General features: G+C 67.8%; 12 protein-coding genes. 7 read left to right on the forward strand and 5 right to left on the reverse strand.

Going from position 1 to position 13,296, the window contains the following annotated elements; genetic code table 11:
* Positions 1–19 precede the first annotated feature (19 nt).
* The 3 genes from aceA to WS70_RS07370 form a co-directional block, all read right to left on the reverse strand.
* Complete coding sequence (gene aceA / locus WS70_RS07360) at positions 20–1,327, reverse strand: isocitrate lyase (RefSeq protein ID WP_059596525.1); 1,308 nt, start codon at positions 1,325–1,327, stop codon at positions 20–22.
* Between the two features lie 394 nt (positions 1,328–1,721).
* Positions 1,722–3,257: a DEAD/DEAH box helicase gene (locus WS70_RS07365; RefSeq protein WP_059470461.1), complete on the reverse strand. Its 1,536-nt coding sequence runs from the start codon at positions 3,255–3,257 to the stop codon at positions 1,722–1,724.
* Positions 3,258–3,690: 433 nt separating this feature from the next.
* Complete coding sequence (locus tag WS70_RS07370) at positions 3,691–3,960, reverse strand: acyl-CoA-binding protein (protein WP_010104699.1); 270 nt, start codon at positions 3,958–3,960, stop codon at positions 3,691–3,693.
* A 158-nt stretch (positions 3,961–4,118) separates the two neighbouring features.
* Between WS70_RS07370 and tsaB the strand changes: the two genes are divergently transcribed.
* From tsaB to WS70_RS07390, 4 genes are read left to right on the forward strand one after another with little or no spacing between them, the layout of a single operon-like run.
* Positions 4,119–4,889, forward strand: a complete 771-nt coding sequence (tsaB, locus tag WS70_RS07375) for a tRNA (adenosine(37)-N6)-threonylcarbamoyltransferase complex dimerization subunit type 1 TsaB (RefSeq protein WP_059596524.1) — start codon at positions 4,119–4,121, stop codon at positions 4,887–4,889.
* Complete coding sequence (gene rimI / locus WS70_RS07380) at positions 4,886–5,383, forward strand: ribosomal protein S18-alanine N-acetyltransferase (protein WP_059470463.1); 498 nt, start codon at positions 4,886–4,888, stop codon at positions 5,381–5,383. The genes tsaB and rimI overlap by 4 nt, the downstream gene beginning before the upstream one ends.
* On the forward strand, positions 5,370–6,653 hold the full coding sequence (locus WS70_RS07385; RefSeq protein ID WP_059470464.1) for a uracil-DNA glycosylase: 1,284 nt from the start codon (positions 5,370–5,372) through the stop codon (positions 6,651–6,653). The genes rimI and WS70_RS07385 overlap by 14 nt, the downstream gene beginning before the upstream one ends.
* Positions 6,650–7,627 carry a DUF1853 family protein gene (locus WS70_RS07390; RefSeq protein WP_059470465.1) on the forward strand — a complete coding sequence of 326 codons (978 nt, stop codon included), beginning with the start codon at positions 6,650–6,652 and terminating at the stop codon, positions 7,625–7,627. Before WS70_RS07385 ends, WS70_RS07390 begins: the two co-directional genes overlap by 4 nt.
* Before the next feature lie 346 nt (positions 7,628–7,973).
* Here the strand turns inward: WS70_RS07390 and thiD are convergent, their stop codons facing one another.
* Together thiD and lplT are read right to left on the reverse strand one after the other, a co-directional pair.
* Positions 7,974–8,783 carry a bifunctional hydroxymethylpyrimidine kinase/phosphomethylpyrimidine kinase gene (gene thiD / locus WS70_RS07400; RefSeq protein WP_059596523.1) on the reverse strand — a complete coding sequence of 270 codons (810 nt, stop codon included), beginning with the start codon at positions 8,781–8,783 and terminating at the stop codon, positions 7,974–7,976.
* Between the two features lie 76 nt (positions 8,784–8,859).
* On the reverse strand, positions 8,860–10,167 hold the full coding sequence (lplT, locus tag WS70_RS07405; RefSeq protein ID WP_059596522.1) for a lysophospholipid transporter LplT: 1,308 nt from the start codon (positions 10,165–10,167) through the stop codon (positions 8,860–8,862).
* A 211-nt stretch (positions 10,168–10,378) separates the two neighbouring features.
* On the opposite strand from lplT, the gene alr reads away from it, so the two are divergent.
* The 3 genes from alr (at position 10,379) to WS70_RS07420 (ending at position 13,269) form a co-directional block, all read left to right on the forward strand.
* The gene (alr, locus tag WS70_RS07410) at positions 10,379–11,449 is read left to right on the forward strand and encodes an alanine racemase (RefSeq protein ID WP_059470468.1); all 1,071 of its coding nucleotides are present in this window, start codon (positions 10,379–10,381) and stop codon (positions 11,447–11,449) included.
* Between the two features lie 10 nt (positions 11,450–11,459).
* Positions 11,460–12,839 carry a DNA repair protein RadA gene (gene radA / locus WS70_RS07415; RefSeq protein WP_059596521.1) on the forward strand — a complete coding sequence of 460 codons (1,380 nt, stop codon included), beginning with the start codon at positions 11,460–11,462 and terminating at the stop codon, positions 12,837–12,839.
* A gap of 163 nt (positions 12,840–13,002) precedes the next feature.
* The gene (locus WS70_RS07420) at positions 13,003–13,269 is read left to right on the forward strand and encodes a DUF2866 domain-containing protein (RefSeq protein WP_059596520.1); all 267 of its coding nucleotides are present in this window, start codon (positions 13,003–13,005) and stop codon (positions 13,267–13,269) included.
* Positions 13,270–13,296 lie beyond the last annotated feature (27 nt).

The following is a 13,296-nucleotide window of genomic DNA, read 5'->3' on the forward strand; positions in this document are numbered from 1 at the left end:
CGCCTGCGCCCGCCGGAGGTCAGGCGACTTTCTGGCCGTCGAAGAACTGTTCGTCTTCGGTCGAACCATGCAGCGCGGTCGTCGACGCTTCGCGTTCGACCGTCTGCGTCACTGCGTCGAAGTAGCCCGTACCGACTTCGCGCTGATGCTTGACCGCTGTGAAGCCCTTGTCGGCCGCCGCGAATTCCGCTTGCTGCAACTCGACGAACGCGCTCATCTGCGTGCGGGCATAGCCGTGCGCGAGGTTGAACATCGAGTAGTTGAGCGCGTGGAAGCCGGCCAGCGTGATGAACTGGAACTTGTAGCCCATCGCGCCGAGTTCCTTCTGGAACTTCGCGATCGTCGCGTCGTCGAGGTTCTTCTTCCAATTGAACGACGGCGAGCAGTTGTACGACAGCAGCTTGCCCGGGAACTGCTTGTGGATCGCTTCCGCGAACTTCTTCGCGTACTCGAGGTCCGGCTTGCCTGTTTCGCACCAGATCAGGTCGGCGTACGGCGCATACGCGAGGCCGCGCGAGATCGCCTGCTCGAGGCCCGGCTTCGTGCGGAAGAAGCCTTCCACCGTGCGCTCGCCCGTCAGGAACGGTTTGTCGTTGTCATCGACGTCGGACGTGATCAGGTCGGCTGCTTCCGCGTCGGTGCGGGCGACCAGCACGGTCGGCGTGCCCATCACGTCCGCCGCGAGACGCGCGGCCGAGAGCTTCGCGACCGCTTCGCGCGTCGGCACGAGCACCTTGCCGCCCATGTGGCCGCACTTCTTCACCGACGCGAGCTGATCTTCGAAGTGAACGCCCGACGCGCCCGCTTCGATCATCGCCTTCATCAGCTCGAACGCGTTCAGCACGCCGCCGAAGCCGGCTTCCGCATCAGCGACGATCGGCGCGAAGAAGTCGACGTAGCCGTCGTCGCCTTCGTTCTTGCCTTCCGACCACTGGATCTGGTCGGCGCGCGTCAGCGTGTTGTTGATGCGCTTGACGACGAGCGGCACCGAGTTCGCCGGGTACAGCGACTGGTCCGGGTACATTTCGCCCGCGACGTTCGCGTCGCCCGCGACTTGCCAGCCCGACAGATAGATCGCCTTGAGGCCGGCCTTCACCTGCTGCATCGCCTGGTTGCCCGTCAGCGCGCCGAGTGCGTTGACGAACGGCTCGTTGTTCACGAGGTTCCACAGCTTTTCCGCGCCGCGCTTCGCGAGCGTGTGCTCGATCTGGATCGAGCCGCGCAGGCGCACGACGTCTTCAGCCGTGTACGCGCGCTTGATGCCGTTCCAGCGCGGATCGGTTTCCCATTGCTTTTGCAGTTCCTGAGCCTGTTGTTGACGCGACATGATGCGTACTCCTTGAGTGGTCGTTGCCTGAAGAGATGAAATCTTTGACTTCACGAAACGCACGGCACGGTTCGGGTTCGGCGATTCGGTTCGTGAAGTCTTGTATAAGAGTCTAGGCAAATCGACTGCATCAAAACAGGGGCTTTTTCACGAAACTGTAAAAAATATATCCTATAAAAATCAAATGCTTGTACTTTTAATTTCTCATTATGGAATGCGGTTTTCTATGCTGCAACGGCCTCGGTTGTGCCACGCAACATGTTTTTTTACGACGCAAAAGATTTTTTCACATCGTGAAATCTCGGGCGCAAACAAAAACCGGCGCAGATGCGCCGGTTCTCGATGAGGGGAAGGGGGCGATGCCCGCGTCGCGGGCATGCCTCCGGGCAGCTGCTTACGCTGCCGAATTGCCGCGTCGCGGGCCGCCGCGCTGGCCGTCACTGCGGCGCGCGCCGTAGCCTTCGCGGCTGCCGCCGCTCGGCTTGCCGCTCCAGCCGCCCGAGCGACCGCCGCCGTTGCCGCTGCCCGGCTTGCCGCCGAACCGGCGGCCGCCGTTACCGTTACCGCCCGGACGGCCGCGGCCGTTTCCATTGCCGCGATCGTTGCGCGGCGGCGCCTTGCGCGGCTCGAAGCCTTCGACGACGTTCACCGGCAGCGGTGCGCGCACGAAGCGCTCGATCCGCTTGAGCGCGCCTTGCTCGGCGTGATGGACGAGGCTCACTGCGGTGCCCGAGCGGCCCGCGCGGCCCGTGCGGCCGATCCGGTGCACGTAATCCTCGGCGAACTTCGGCAGGTCGTAATTGAACACGTGCGTGATGCCGGGGATGTCGATGCCGCGCGCGGCGACGTCGGTCGCGACGAGCACGCGCACGCGGCGCTCGCGCAGCGCACGGATCGTGCGGTTGCGCGCGCCTTGCGGCAGGTCGCCGTGCAGCGCGGCCGATTCGAAGCCCGCGTCCGCGAGGCGGCCGGCGAGCTGGTCGGCGTCGATCTTGGTTGCCGTGAAGATGATCGCCTGGTCGAGCGCGGTGTCGCGCAGCAGGTGATCGAGCAGACGATCCTTGTGATCGCGGTCGTCGACGTAGTGCACGGTTTGCGCGATGTTCGCGCGCGACTCGAGGCGCTGGGTGATTTCAATGCGCTCCGGGTCCTTCAGCAGACGGCTCGTCAGCGAGCCGATCTTGCCGTCGAGCGTCGCCGAGAACAGCATCGTCTGGCGCGTCGCGGGCGTCGCGGCGACGATCGTTTCGATGTCGTCGATGAAGCCCATGTCGAGCATGCGGTCGGCTTCGTCGAGGACGAGCATCTTCAGTTCGGACAAATCGATGCGGCCGCGCTCGAGGTGGTCGAGCAGGCGCCCCGGCGTCGCGACGAGGATCTCGGGGTTCTTCGCGAGCAGCATCAATTGCTGGCCGTACGCGACGCCGCCGAGGATGCTGACGGTGCGCAGGCGGCGCAGGTGCTTGCCGTACGTCGAGGCGGCCGTCGTCACCTGCATCGCGAGTTCGCGCGTCGGCGTGAGGACGAGGAGGCCGGGGCGCGCGACGGGCTGCGGACGGCGGCCGCGGCGCTCGCCTTCCTGCGGTTCGCGCGGCGGCCGCGCCTGCGTCTTTTGAAGCTGCGCGAAACGCTCGATCGCGGGCAGCATGAACGCGGCCGTCTTGCCCGAGCCCGTCGGGCTCGACACGAGAAGGTCGCGGCCCGCGATGCCGGCCGGAATCGCGCGTTGCTGGACGGGCGTCGGCTTCGCGTAGCCGGCCGCCTGCAGCGCCGAGACGATCTCGGGCGACAGGCCGAGCGATGCGAAGGTCGGCTCGTCCGAGGCGGGTTCGCGGCGGTCGTCGCCGGCAGGCTGCGGTGCGGCGTCGTCGAGGCCGAGCGCCTGGTCGGCGATCGCGGTGAGCGGGCTGAGGGAATTGCTCGAAGTCATGTCAATCCTTGAAACACAGTGGGTTGAACGCCGCGCCAATCGCGCATACCCAAGTCGACGGATTCATCGAGCAATTCGGGAAACGTGGCGATTGTCCGCATGTCGTGGACGTGCGGACAACAATTTCGTTAGAAGCTGTTTTGGGTGCGGCGTGCAATCGATGCACATGCCGCCAGCCTGAGACTTGACAGCCCGCAAGGGGCTACGCAGGAAGGGACAGGTTCTAAACTGGATTGGAGCGAAACGCTATGGAACGCTGGCGAAGAGGACTGCCGGCATGGACCGGAAAGACCGCCCGTCGCGACGCGCAGCGCGCATTGTACATTTTTTTGCTGCGCTGCGCCAGCATCGATTTCGCCCGTTGCGGACGATGCGCATCGCGTCCGCCGGCCGGGCGCGACCGGCGCGAACCGGCCCCGCCGCGTGCGCCGCGTCAGGACGCGGTGCCGTTTTTCAGCGATTCGACGAGCTCGACGTATTGCTTCTTCGCATCGTCCTTCGCCGTGCCCTTCAGCGCGTCCCATGCGTCGTACTTGTACTTGCCGACGATGTCGGTGAAGCCCGGCTTGTCGCCGTGCACGTCGCCGTCGGTCGCCTGCTTGAAGAGCGCGTAGAGGCGCAGCAGCGTCAGGTTGCCGGGGCGCTCGGTCAGCTGCTTCACGTCGATCTGCGCTTGCTCGAATTGGGCGGTGATGTCGCTCATGGGTGTCTCCGTAAGGTTTCCAGGCTGGCTTTTCCAGGCCGACGATCTTAGCAAGCGCGGGCGGGCGGCGGGTCGAGCGTTCCTTCCAAACCGATCCGCGCACGAAAGCGCGCGCGAATCGGACCGGATCGCCCGTGCGGGCTGGGCGTCGCATTACAATGTCGGCCATGACGCAAACAGTGCTCCTCGCCATCGACACGTCGACCGAGTTCTGCTCGGTCGCGCTGCTCGTCGCGGCCGCCGCGGCCGACGACGCTCCTTCCATCCGAACCTGGGTCCGCCACGAGCGGACGGGCGCCGTGTCGAGCACGCGCGTGCTGCCCGCCGTGCGCGAGGTGCTCGACGAAGCGGGACTCGCGTTCGACGACTGCGACGCGATCGCGTTCGGCGCGGGACCGGGCTCGTTTACCGGGCTGCGCACCGCGACGGGCGTCGTGCAAGGGCTCGCGTTCGGGCGCGCGCTGCCCGTCGTGCCGGTCGGCACGCTCGTCGCGTGCGCGGAGGCGGCACGGCTCAACGCGGGCGGCGCGGCGGGCCGCGTGACGCGCGTGCTCGCCGCGCTCGATGCGCGGATGGACGAGGTCTATTGGGCCGACTATGCGTGGGACGAGGCGGCGGGCGAATGGCGCGAGATCGCGCCGGCGTCGCTCGCCGCGCCCGCCGACGTGCGGGTGCCTGACGCGCCGTTCGTGCTTGCCGGCAATGCGGCGCACGCGTTCGGCGATCGCCTGCCCGCCTGCGCGCGCGCGCAGGCGATCGATCCGGACGCGCTCCCGCATGCGCTGCCGATCGCGCACGTCGCGCTGCGCGCCTACCGCGCGGGCCGCGTCGTGCCGGCCGATCGCGCGGCGCCCGAATACGTGCGCGACAAGGTTGCGCAGACCACCGCCGAGCGGCTCGCCGCGCGCGCGGACGGAGGCAGCCGATGAGCGGCGTGCTGATGACCGATCGTTGTCTGACGCCGATGACGGACGCCGATCTCGACGAAGTCGTCGAGATCGAGCGCGCCGCGTACGAATTCCCGTGGTCGCGCGGCAACTTCGAGGACTCGCTGCGCAACGGCTACTTCGGCGTCTGCATGCGTCACGTGACGGGCGTGCTCGTCGGCTATTGCGTGCTGATGCCCGTCGTCGACGAGATGCATCTGCTGAATCTGTGCGTCGCGCCCGCCGCGCAGTGCTCGGGCGTCGGCCTCGCGCTGCTGCGCGAGGCGGTGCGGATCGCGCGCGCCGAGCGTCTCGACGGCGTGCTGCTCGAAGTGCGGCCGTCGAATCCGCGTGCGATTCATCTGTACGAGCGCTTCGGCTTCATGTCGATCGGGCGGCGCAGGAATTACTATCCGGCCAAGCATCGGAGCCGGGAGGACGCAATCGTGATGCGTCTCGCATTGACGAAGGAAGGAGGCGTGCATGGCGTTGGTTGAAGCGGCGCTCGAAGAGCTGGGGCTTGCGCCCGCATGGGTGCGGCGCGGGTTCGCGCGTGTCGAGGGCGTGCAGCAGGACGCGGCGACGGCGGAACACGGCGCGGCAGCGGCTACGCAAGCGGTGTCCGACGCCGCGCATGGCGCGGCCCGCGAAAGCGCGCCGCGTGAGAAGGCGCGCGACGTCGCGCGCGCCGCAGGTGCCGCGACGGTGCCTGCCGCCGAGCCGACGCGTGCCGCGGCGCACACATCGGATGCGGCCGAGCCGGCGTCGGCGGTCGGCGGTCGCTCGGTACGCGCGCCGCTGGCGGCCGATGCGCACGTGCAAGAGGTCGCGACCGATGCTGACGCGCGGGCGATGGCCGCGTCATCCGGGCAGAGTGCGCAGGGCGCACAAAATTCGATGGCCGAGCATGCAGCGCCGGTCGAGCAGCCGGCTGCGCGCGCCGCGCGTCGCGAGCCGACGCGCGGCGGCTCGCCCGATTCCGCCGGCTTCCCGCAAGACGCCGGCGCGCCGAGCGCAGCGGCGAACGCGAGCGCCGCATCGGCACACGCGCCGTCCGCGCGAGCCGATGGTCCGGGCGCGGCGGAACCCGACGACGACACGTCGTGGTTCGATCTCGAGCCGGTGTTCGAGCCCGCGCTGCCGGACGTGGCCGCGAAGCGCGCGGCCGCGCCTGCGCCGTCCGTCGCCGCCGAGCTCGGCTGGGACGAACTGCGCGCGCGCGTCGCCGACTGCCAGCGCTGCCGCCTCTGCGAGAAGCGCACGAACACGGTGTTCGGCGTCGGCGACGAAAACGCCGACTGGATGCTGGTCGGCGAGGCGCCGGGCGAGAACGAGGACAAGCAGGGCGAGCCGTTCGTCGGTCAGGCGGGCAAGCTGCTCGACAACATGCTGCGCGCGCTCGCGCTCAAACGCGGCGAGGATGTCTACATCGCGAACGTGATCAAGTGCCGCCCGCCTGGCAACCGTAATCCGGAGCCGGATGAAGTCGCGCGCTGCGAGCCGTATCTGCAGCGGCAGGTCGCGCTCGTGAAACCGAAGCTGATCGTCGCGCTCGGCCGCTTCGCCGCGCAGACGCTCCTCAAGACCGACGCGAGCATCGCGTCGATGCGCGGGCGCGTGCATCAGTACGAAGGCGTGCCCGTGATCGTCACGTACCATCCGGCGTATCTGCTGCGCAGCCTGCAGGACAAGGCGAAGGCCTGGTCCGATCTGTGCCTCGCGAACGATACCTACCGGAACGCCGCGCCCGCCGCCGACCCGCAATGAATGCCGCGGCGTCGCCCGTGCCGCTGAGCGCATTGCGCGATGCGGCCGTGCGCGATCTCGCATGGCTGCTGTCGAGCGCGAGCCTGCTCGCGCCGTCGGCGGGCGCGCCGCTTGCGCAGCCTTGGGCGAGCGTCGCCGATGCGGCGCAGACGGCGGCGTGGCTCGTCGCGCTCGACGCGCAGCCCGCGCCGCTGCACGACGCGCTTGCACAGATGCGGCCGGTGCGACTCGGCCGCTACGCCGAATGCCTGCTCGGCTATTTCGTCGGGCATGCGCCGTCGCTGCGCCTCGTCGCCGCGAATCTGCCGCTGCGCCTCAACGGCCGCACGCTCGGCGAGTGCGATTTCCTGATCGAGACCGCGCGCGGCGAGCGCCTGCATTGGGAGCTCGCGGTCAAGTGCTATCTATGCGTCGCGATGTCGGGTGCTGCGTCGCTTGCCGACTTCGTCGGACCAAATCTTGCCGACCGCTTCGATCTGAAGCGCGCGCGGCTCGTCGATCATCAACTGCTGCTGACGCGGCGCGACGAGTTCGCGTCGCTCGGTCACGCGGGGCCGTGGCGTGCGCAGATGCTCGTGAAAGGGTGGCTGTTCCATCGCGTGGGCGACGCGAAGGCAAACGGCGCGATCGCCGATCCGCCCGAAATCGACGTCGATCATCCGCGCGGCTTCTGGGTCACGCGCGACGCGTGGCCGGCGTTCGCCGACGCGCAGCGGGGGCGCGACGTCGCGTGGGCGGCGCTGCCGCGTCTCGCGTGGCTCGCGCCGCGCGCGATCGACGATGCGACGGCGACGCAGGGCCCTGGCGCGCTGCTCGCGGCGGATGCGGTTCTCGCGCAGGTCGCGGGGCAGCCGGGGCCGTCGCTCGTCGCGGCGCTCGCGCGCGATGACGACGCGGTGTGGCGCGAAACCGTGCGCGGCTTCATCGTGCCTGACGATTGGCCGGAACGTGCGGCGGCGTTTGCTGCGCGTTGATGCACGGTTCGGATGGCGAGGGTTTTGGGCTGCAGGAGCGTTTCATGCGGAATCCGCTTGCGCTTGTTGTCGGGTGCTAGATGCCCGACGCTCGTTCGCTTGTTTGTGCGCGTTGAAGCCGCGCTCGACGAGGCGCTCGTGCGTCGCGACGCACAGCGCACGCAATGCGCTCGCATCGGCGCACGAAGCAATCGATCCGGGCATGATGCCCGAGCGCGACACGCGCGTTATCGCGTCGGCACAGTGCGGCGCGTGAGAAGCGCGGGGTCGGCGAGAACCGGCGACCGGACGATGCGAAAGCCGTGCTTCCTGAGTCTCTCGAACCCCCGCACCGATCTCGGCCCGCTCACCACCATCGATAGAAATGATGGACCGGCCCGACGCCATGCCCGACGTCGAGTTGCCCGCTCGCGCCGATCGCACCCGTCAGATAGGTTTTCGCGTCGGCGATCGCATCCGCGAGTGTCGGCCGCTGCGGCAGCAGCGCGGCGATCGCCGACGACAGCGTGCACCCCGTGCCGTGCGTGTTCGCGACCGGCAGCCGCGTGCCCGGGAAGCGCTGCGCGCCGCCCGTGTGAATCAGCCAGTCCGGGCTCTCATGCTCGGTGCCGAGATGACCGCCCTTCATCAGCACCGCCTTCGCGCCGCGCGCGACGAGCGCTTTGCCCTGATGCACCATCTCGTCCTCGGTCGTCGCGATCGCGACGCCGAGCAGCTCGGCCGCTTCCGGCAGATTCGGCGTGACGAGATCGGCGAGCGGCAGCAACGCGTTGCGCAGCGCGTCGATCGCGTCGGGCGCGAGGAGCGCGTGCGAACTCTTCGAGATCATCACCGTGTCGAGCACGACGTGACGCGGCGCGTAGCGCGCGAGCGCCGCCGCGACCGCGCGCACGATCGACGCGTTCGCGAGCATGCCGATCTTCACCGCGTCGATGCGAATGTCGTCGAACACGGCATCAAGCTGCGCGGCGACGAAGCCAGCGTCGGGCGCGTGCACGTCCGTCACGCCGCGCGTGTTCTGCGCGGTGAGCGCGGTGATCACGCTCGCGCCGTACGCGCCGAGCGCGGAAAAGGTCTTCAGGTCGGCCTGAATGCCTGCGCCGCCGCCGGAGTCGGAGCCGGCGATCGTGAGCGCGTTGGGAATCGGTCGGGTCATGGGCGGGATGCGTCGATGAAAAACGCGGGGAGAAGGCGCGGGCGGCGGCGCGGCGAATGCGCGCCCGCACCGCGCATCAGTGTTTCGATTCGCCGATGAGGGCGACCGAATCGAAGCGACGCTGATTCGCGACGTGCAGCCGCATCACGAGCCACATCGTCAGGCAGACGAACGTGCCGAACAGCACGATCACGACGCCGACCGACACGTCGAGCCACACGAGCGCCGCGTACAGGCAAAGCATCACGAGCACCGACAGGTTCTCGTTGAAGTTCTGCACCGCGATCGAATGTCCGGCCGACAGCAGCACGTGACCGCGATGCTGGAGGAGCGCGTTCATCGGCACAACGAAGAAGCCCGACAGCGCGCCGACGAACATCAGGAACACGTATGCGACGAGCAGGTAGACGGGCATGTGCATGCGCCCGATGTGCAGCGCCCAGTGCGCGGGGAACAGGTCGCGCGTGTAGAACGCCATCAGCATCACCGCGATGCCCATGATGATGCCCACCGGCAGCACGGTCAGCGACTTGCGCAGCGGAATCCGGCTCGCCGCGATCATCGCGCCCGCCGCGACGCCGAGTGCGACCACCGCCTGCAGGATCGCGCCTTCGGACAGCGACATGCCGAGCGACACTTCCGCCCACTTGAGGACGATGAACTGCAGCGTCGCGCCCGCGCCCCAGAAGAGCGTCGTGACGGCGAGCGAGATCTGGCCGAGCTTGTCGCGCCAGAGCGCCGTGAAACAGTCGGCGAAATCGGTGACGAGCTTGAGCGGACCGTGCTGCTGCCTCGGATAGCGCGCGCCCGTGTCGGGGATGCGCAGATTGAAGAGCGCGGCCGTGACGTAGATCGCCATGATGACGAGCATCGCCGCTTCGGCGGGCGTGTTGATCGAAGGCGGCGTATGCGCGATCACGTGCGATGCGATCTTCGGGCTGATGAGCGCGCCGCCCAGCACCGTGCCGAGGATGATCGAGCCGACCGTCGTGCCTTCGATCCAGCCGTTCGCGGCGACGAGCCGCTCGGGCGGCAGGAGTTCGGTCAGAATGCCGTACTTCGCGGGCGAATAGGCGGCGGCGCCGAAGCCGACGATTCCGTACGCGACGAGCGGGTGCGCGCCGAACAGCATGATGAGGCAGCCGACGACCTTGATCGAATTGGTGATGAACATCACGCGCCCTTTCGGGCGAGAATCGGCGAATGCGCCGACGAAGGCGGCGAGCACCACGTACGACAGGACGAAGAACAGCTTCAGGAGCGGTATCATCCAGTTCGGCGCGTGGAGATCTTTGAGCAGGGCGATTGCGGCGATGAGAAGAGCGCTGTCGGCCAACGACGAGAAAAACTGCGCGGCCATGATGGAGTAAAAACCTTTTTTCATCTGAAGCGATGCTTTCCTCGCGGCGGCTCGGCCGCGCGGGCCGTGCAATCGGACTTATTCCGTTCGAAATGGGTTGTGCGCACGGCTTTATATCATGAAAATACGTCAATTCGGACTAGCAACATTCCCCGAACGTTCCGCGCATGGTTCGCGTCGCGCCCAAAAGGCGCGATAAGCTGATGATTCGCAAGCGTCTTTACTGAAATTTCCTATGCCGCGCCCGATTTCCGCCACGATCCACACCGCAGCCCTCGCGAACAATCTTACCGTCGTGCGCCGCCACGCCGCCCGCTCGAAGGTGTGGGCGATCGTCAAGGCGAACGCTTACGGGCACGGCCTCGCGCGGGTCTTTCCCGGGCTGCGCGGCACCGACGGTTTCGGCCTCCTCGACCTCGACGAGGCCGTGAAGCTGCGCGAGCTCGGCTGGGCGGGTCCGATCCTGCTGCTCGAAGGCTACTTCCGGTCGACCGACATCGACGTGATCGACCGCTACAGCCTGACGACGGCGGTGCACAACGACGAGCAGATGCGGATGCTCGAAACCGCGCGGCTGTCGAAGCCCGTTAACGTCCAGCTCAAGATGAACAGCGGGATGAACCGGCTCGGCTACACGCCGGAGAAGTTCCGCTCGGCGTGGGAGCGGGCGCGCGCATGCCCCGGCATCGGCCAGATCACGTTGATGACCCATTTTTCGGACGCCGACAGCGAACGCGGCGTGGCCGAGCAGATGGCCACGTTCGAGCGCGGCGCGGAAGGGATCGCCGGCGCGCGCAGCCTCGCGAACTCGGCCGCCGTGCTCTGGCACCCGTCGACGCACTTCGACTGGGTGCGGCCCGGCATCATGCTGTACGGCGCGTCGCCGTCCGGGCGCTCGGCGGACATTGCCGACAAGGGCCTGAAGCCGACGATGACGCTCTCGTCCGAGCTGATCGCCGTGCAGACGCTCGCGAAGGGACAGACGGTCGGCTACGGCTCCGTGTTCGCCGCGCAGGACACGATGCGAATCGGCGTCGTCGCGTGCGGCTACGCGGACGGCTATCCGCGAGTCGCGCCCGAGGGCACGCCCGTCGTCGTCGACGGCGTGCGCACTCGGCTCGTCGGCCGCGTGTCGATGGACATGATCACCGTCGATCTCACGCCCGTGCCGCAGGCGGGCGTCGGCTCGCGGGTCGAACTGTGGGGCGAGACGCTCCCCATCGACGACGTCGCCGCGCAATGCGGGACGGTCGGCTACGAGCTGATGTGCGCGGTCGCCCCGCGCGTGCCGGTGCGCGCTGAATAAGGGGGCGCGCGTGGCGAAGCAGAAGACGGTATTCGTCTGCGCCGAGTGCGGCGGGCAGACGCCGAAGTGGCAGGGGCAATGCCCGTCGTGCCAGGCATGGAACACCCTCGTCGAGTCGGTCGAGAGTTCGCCGTCCGCGCACCGCTTCCAGTCGCTCGCGAAGCAGGCGCCGGTGCAGCGGCTCGCGGACATCGAGGCGGCCGACGTGCCGCGCTTTTCGACCGGGATCGGCGAATTCGACCGGGTGCTGGGCGGCGGACTCGTCGCGGGCGGCGTCGTGCTGATCGGCGGCGATCCGGGGATCGGCAAGTCGACGTTGCTGTTGCAGTCGCTCGCGCAGATCGCGAACGAGCGGCCGGCACTTTATATCAGCGGTGAGGAATCGGGCGCGCAGATCGCACTGCGTGCGCAGCGGCTTGCGCTCCTCGACGGCAGCGGCGCGAGCGCGGCCGATCTGAAGCTCCTTGCCGAAATCCAGCTCGAGAAGATCCAGGCGACGATCGACGCCGAGCGGCCCGACGTCGCGGTCATCGACTCGATCCAGACGATCTATTCGGAAGCGCTGACGTCGGCGCCCGGCTCGGTCGCGCAGGTGCGCGAATGCGCGGCGCAATTGACGCGCATCGCGAAACAATCGGGCGCCGCGATCATCATGGTCGGGCACGTGACGAAGGAGGGCAACCTCGCGGGCCCGCGCGTGCTCGAGCACATCGTCGACACCGTGCTGTATTTCGAAGGCGATACGCATTCGTCGTTCCGTCTCGTGCGCGCGTTCAAGAACCGCTTCGGCGCGGTCAACGAGCTTGGCGTGTTCGCGATGACGGAGCGCGGCCTGCGCGGCGTCGCGAATCCGTCCGCGCTGTTCCTGTCGCAGCACACGGCGGTCGTGCCGGGTTCGTGCGTGCTCGTCACGCAGGAAGGCACGCGGCCGCTCCTCGTCGAGGTCCAGGCGCTCGTCGACACCGCGAACGTGCCGAATCCGCGCCGGCTCGCGGTCGGCCTCGAGCAGAACCGGCTCGCGATGCTGCTCGCCGTGCTGCACCGGCACGCGGGGATCGCGTGCTTCGATCAGGACGTGTTCCTGAACGCCGTCGGCGGCGTCAAGATTACCGAGCCGGCCGCCGACCTCGCGGTGCTGCTCGCGATTCATTCGTCGATGCGTAACAAACCGTTGCCAAAGGGTCTGATCGTATTCGGCGAAGTCGGGCTCGCAGGCGAGATCCGGCCGTCGCCGCGCGGGCAGGAACGCCTGCGCGAAGCGGCGAAGCTCGGCTTCACGACCGCGCTGATTCCGAAGGCGAACGCGCCGAAACAGCCGATTGACGGGCTTCGCGTGCATGCGGTCGAGCGGATCGAGCAGGCGATCGATCAGATTCGCGTGCTCGAATGAGCGCGGAGGTGAGCCGGCGGGTTCCGGCCCCGCGCCTTTTGCGCGCCGATCGGGGGCGTAAAACCATGTAACGTTTTGGTACGCTGATGTAACCCTTTTGCAGCCTGTTTTTTTCTATGCTTGCCCAGGTTGTCTACCGCATGATGCGGAAAAGGGAAGCGTGTTGAAACGATCTCATTATTCAGGTGCGCAAAAGCGCACGTACAACGTGCGGGGTTGCCGCGTGTCCGAGCCGATCGGCGCGCCGTGGGGCGGTGGTTGCCGGATCGTCGAATGGGTTGGCGGAGACGGGCGGATCGCCCGCCGCGTCGCCGCCGTCAACGTGACCGAGGCGGAAGTCTACGCGATGATCCGCCGGCCGCTCGAAGGCCGTCGCTATCTGATGGTCGACGACGAGCAGATGCCGCGCGATACGCTGCCGCGGCGCTGATTTCCCGCTACAGGGCGTCGGCGCGAT

Origin of the sequence: Burkholderia mayonis (genome assembly GCF_001523745.2) — a bacterium.
Taxonomy (GTDB): domain Bacteria; phylum Pseudomonadota; class Gammaproteobacteria; order Burkholderiales; family Burkholderiaceae; genus Burkholderia; species Burkholderia mayonis.

What these genes read in the sequence shown, in the direction of transcription:
- aceA (WP_059596525.1), bottom strand. Translation starts at nt 1,327, where the DNA reads ATGTCGCGTCAACAACAGGCTCAGGAACTGCAAAAGCAATGGGAAACC.
- WS70_RS07365 (WP_059470461.1), bottom strand. Translation starts at nt 3,257, where the DNA reads ATGACTTCGAGCAATTCCCTCAGCCCGCTCACCGCGATCGCCGACCAG.
- WS70_RS07370 (WP_010104699.1), bottom strand. Translation starts at nt 3,960, where the DNA reads ATGAGCGACATCACCGCCCAATTCGAGCAAGCGCAGATCGACGTGAAG.
- tsaB (WP_059596524.1), top strand. Translation starts at nt 4,119, where the DNA reads ATGTCGGCCATGACGCAAACAGTGCTCCTCGCCATCGACACGTCGACC.
- rimI (WP_059470463.1), top strand. Translation starts at nt 4,886, where the DNA reads ATGAGCGGCGTGCTGATGACCGATCGTTGTCTGACGCCGATGACGGAC.
- WS70_RS07385 (WP_059470464.1), top strand. Translation starts at nt 5,370, where the DNA reads ATGGCGTTGGTTGAAGCGGCGCTCGAAGAGCTGGGGCTTGCGCCCGCA.
- WS70_RS07390 (WP_059470465.1), top strand. Translation starts at nt 6,650, where the DNA reads ATGAATGCCGCGGCGTCGCCCGTGCCGCTGAGCGCATTGCGCGATGCG.
- thiD (WP_059596523.1), bottom strand. Translation starts at nt 8,783, where the DNA reads ATGACCCGACCGATTCCCAACGCGCTCACGATCGCCGGCTCCGACTCC.
- lplT (WP_059596522.1), bottom strand. Translation starts at nt 10,167, where the DNA reads ATGAAAAAAGGTTTTTACTCCATCATGGCCGCGCAGTTTTTCTCGTCG.
- alr (WP_059470468.1), top strand. Translation starts at nt 10,379, where the DNA reads ATGCCGCGCCCGATTTCCGCCACGATCCACACCGCAGCCCTCGCGAAC.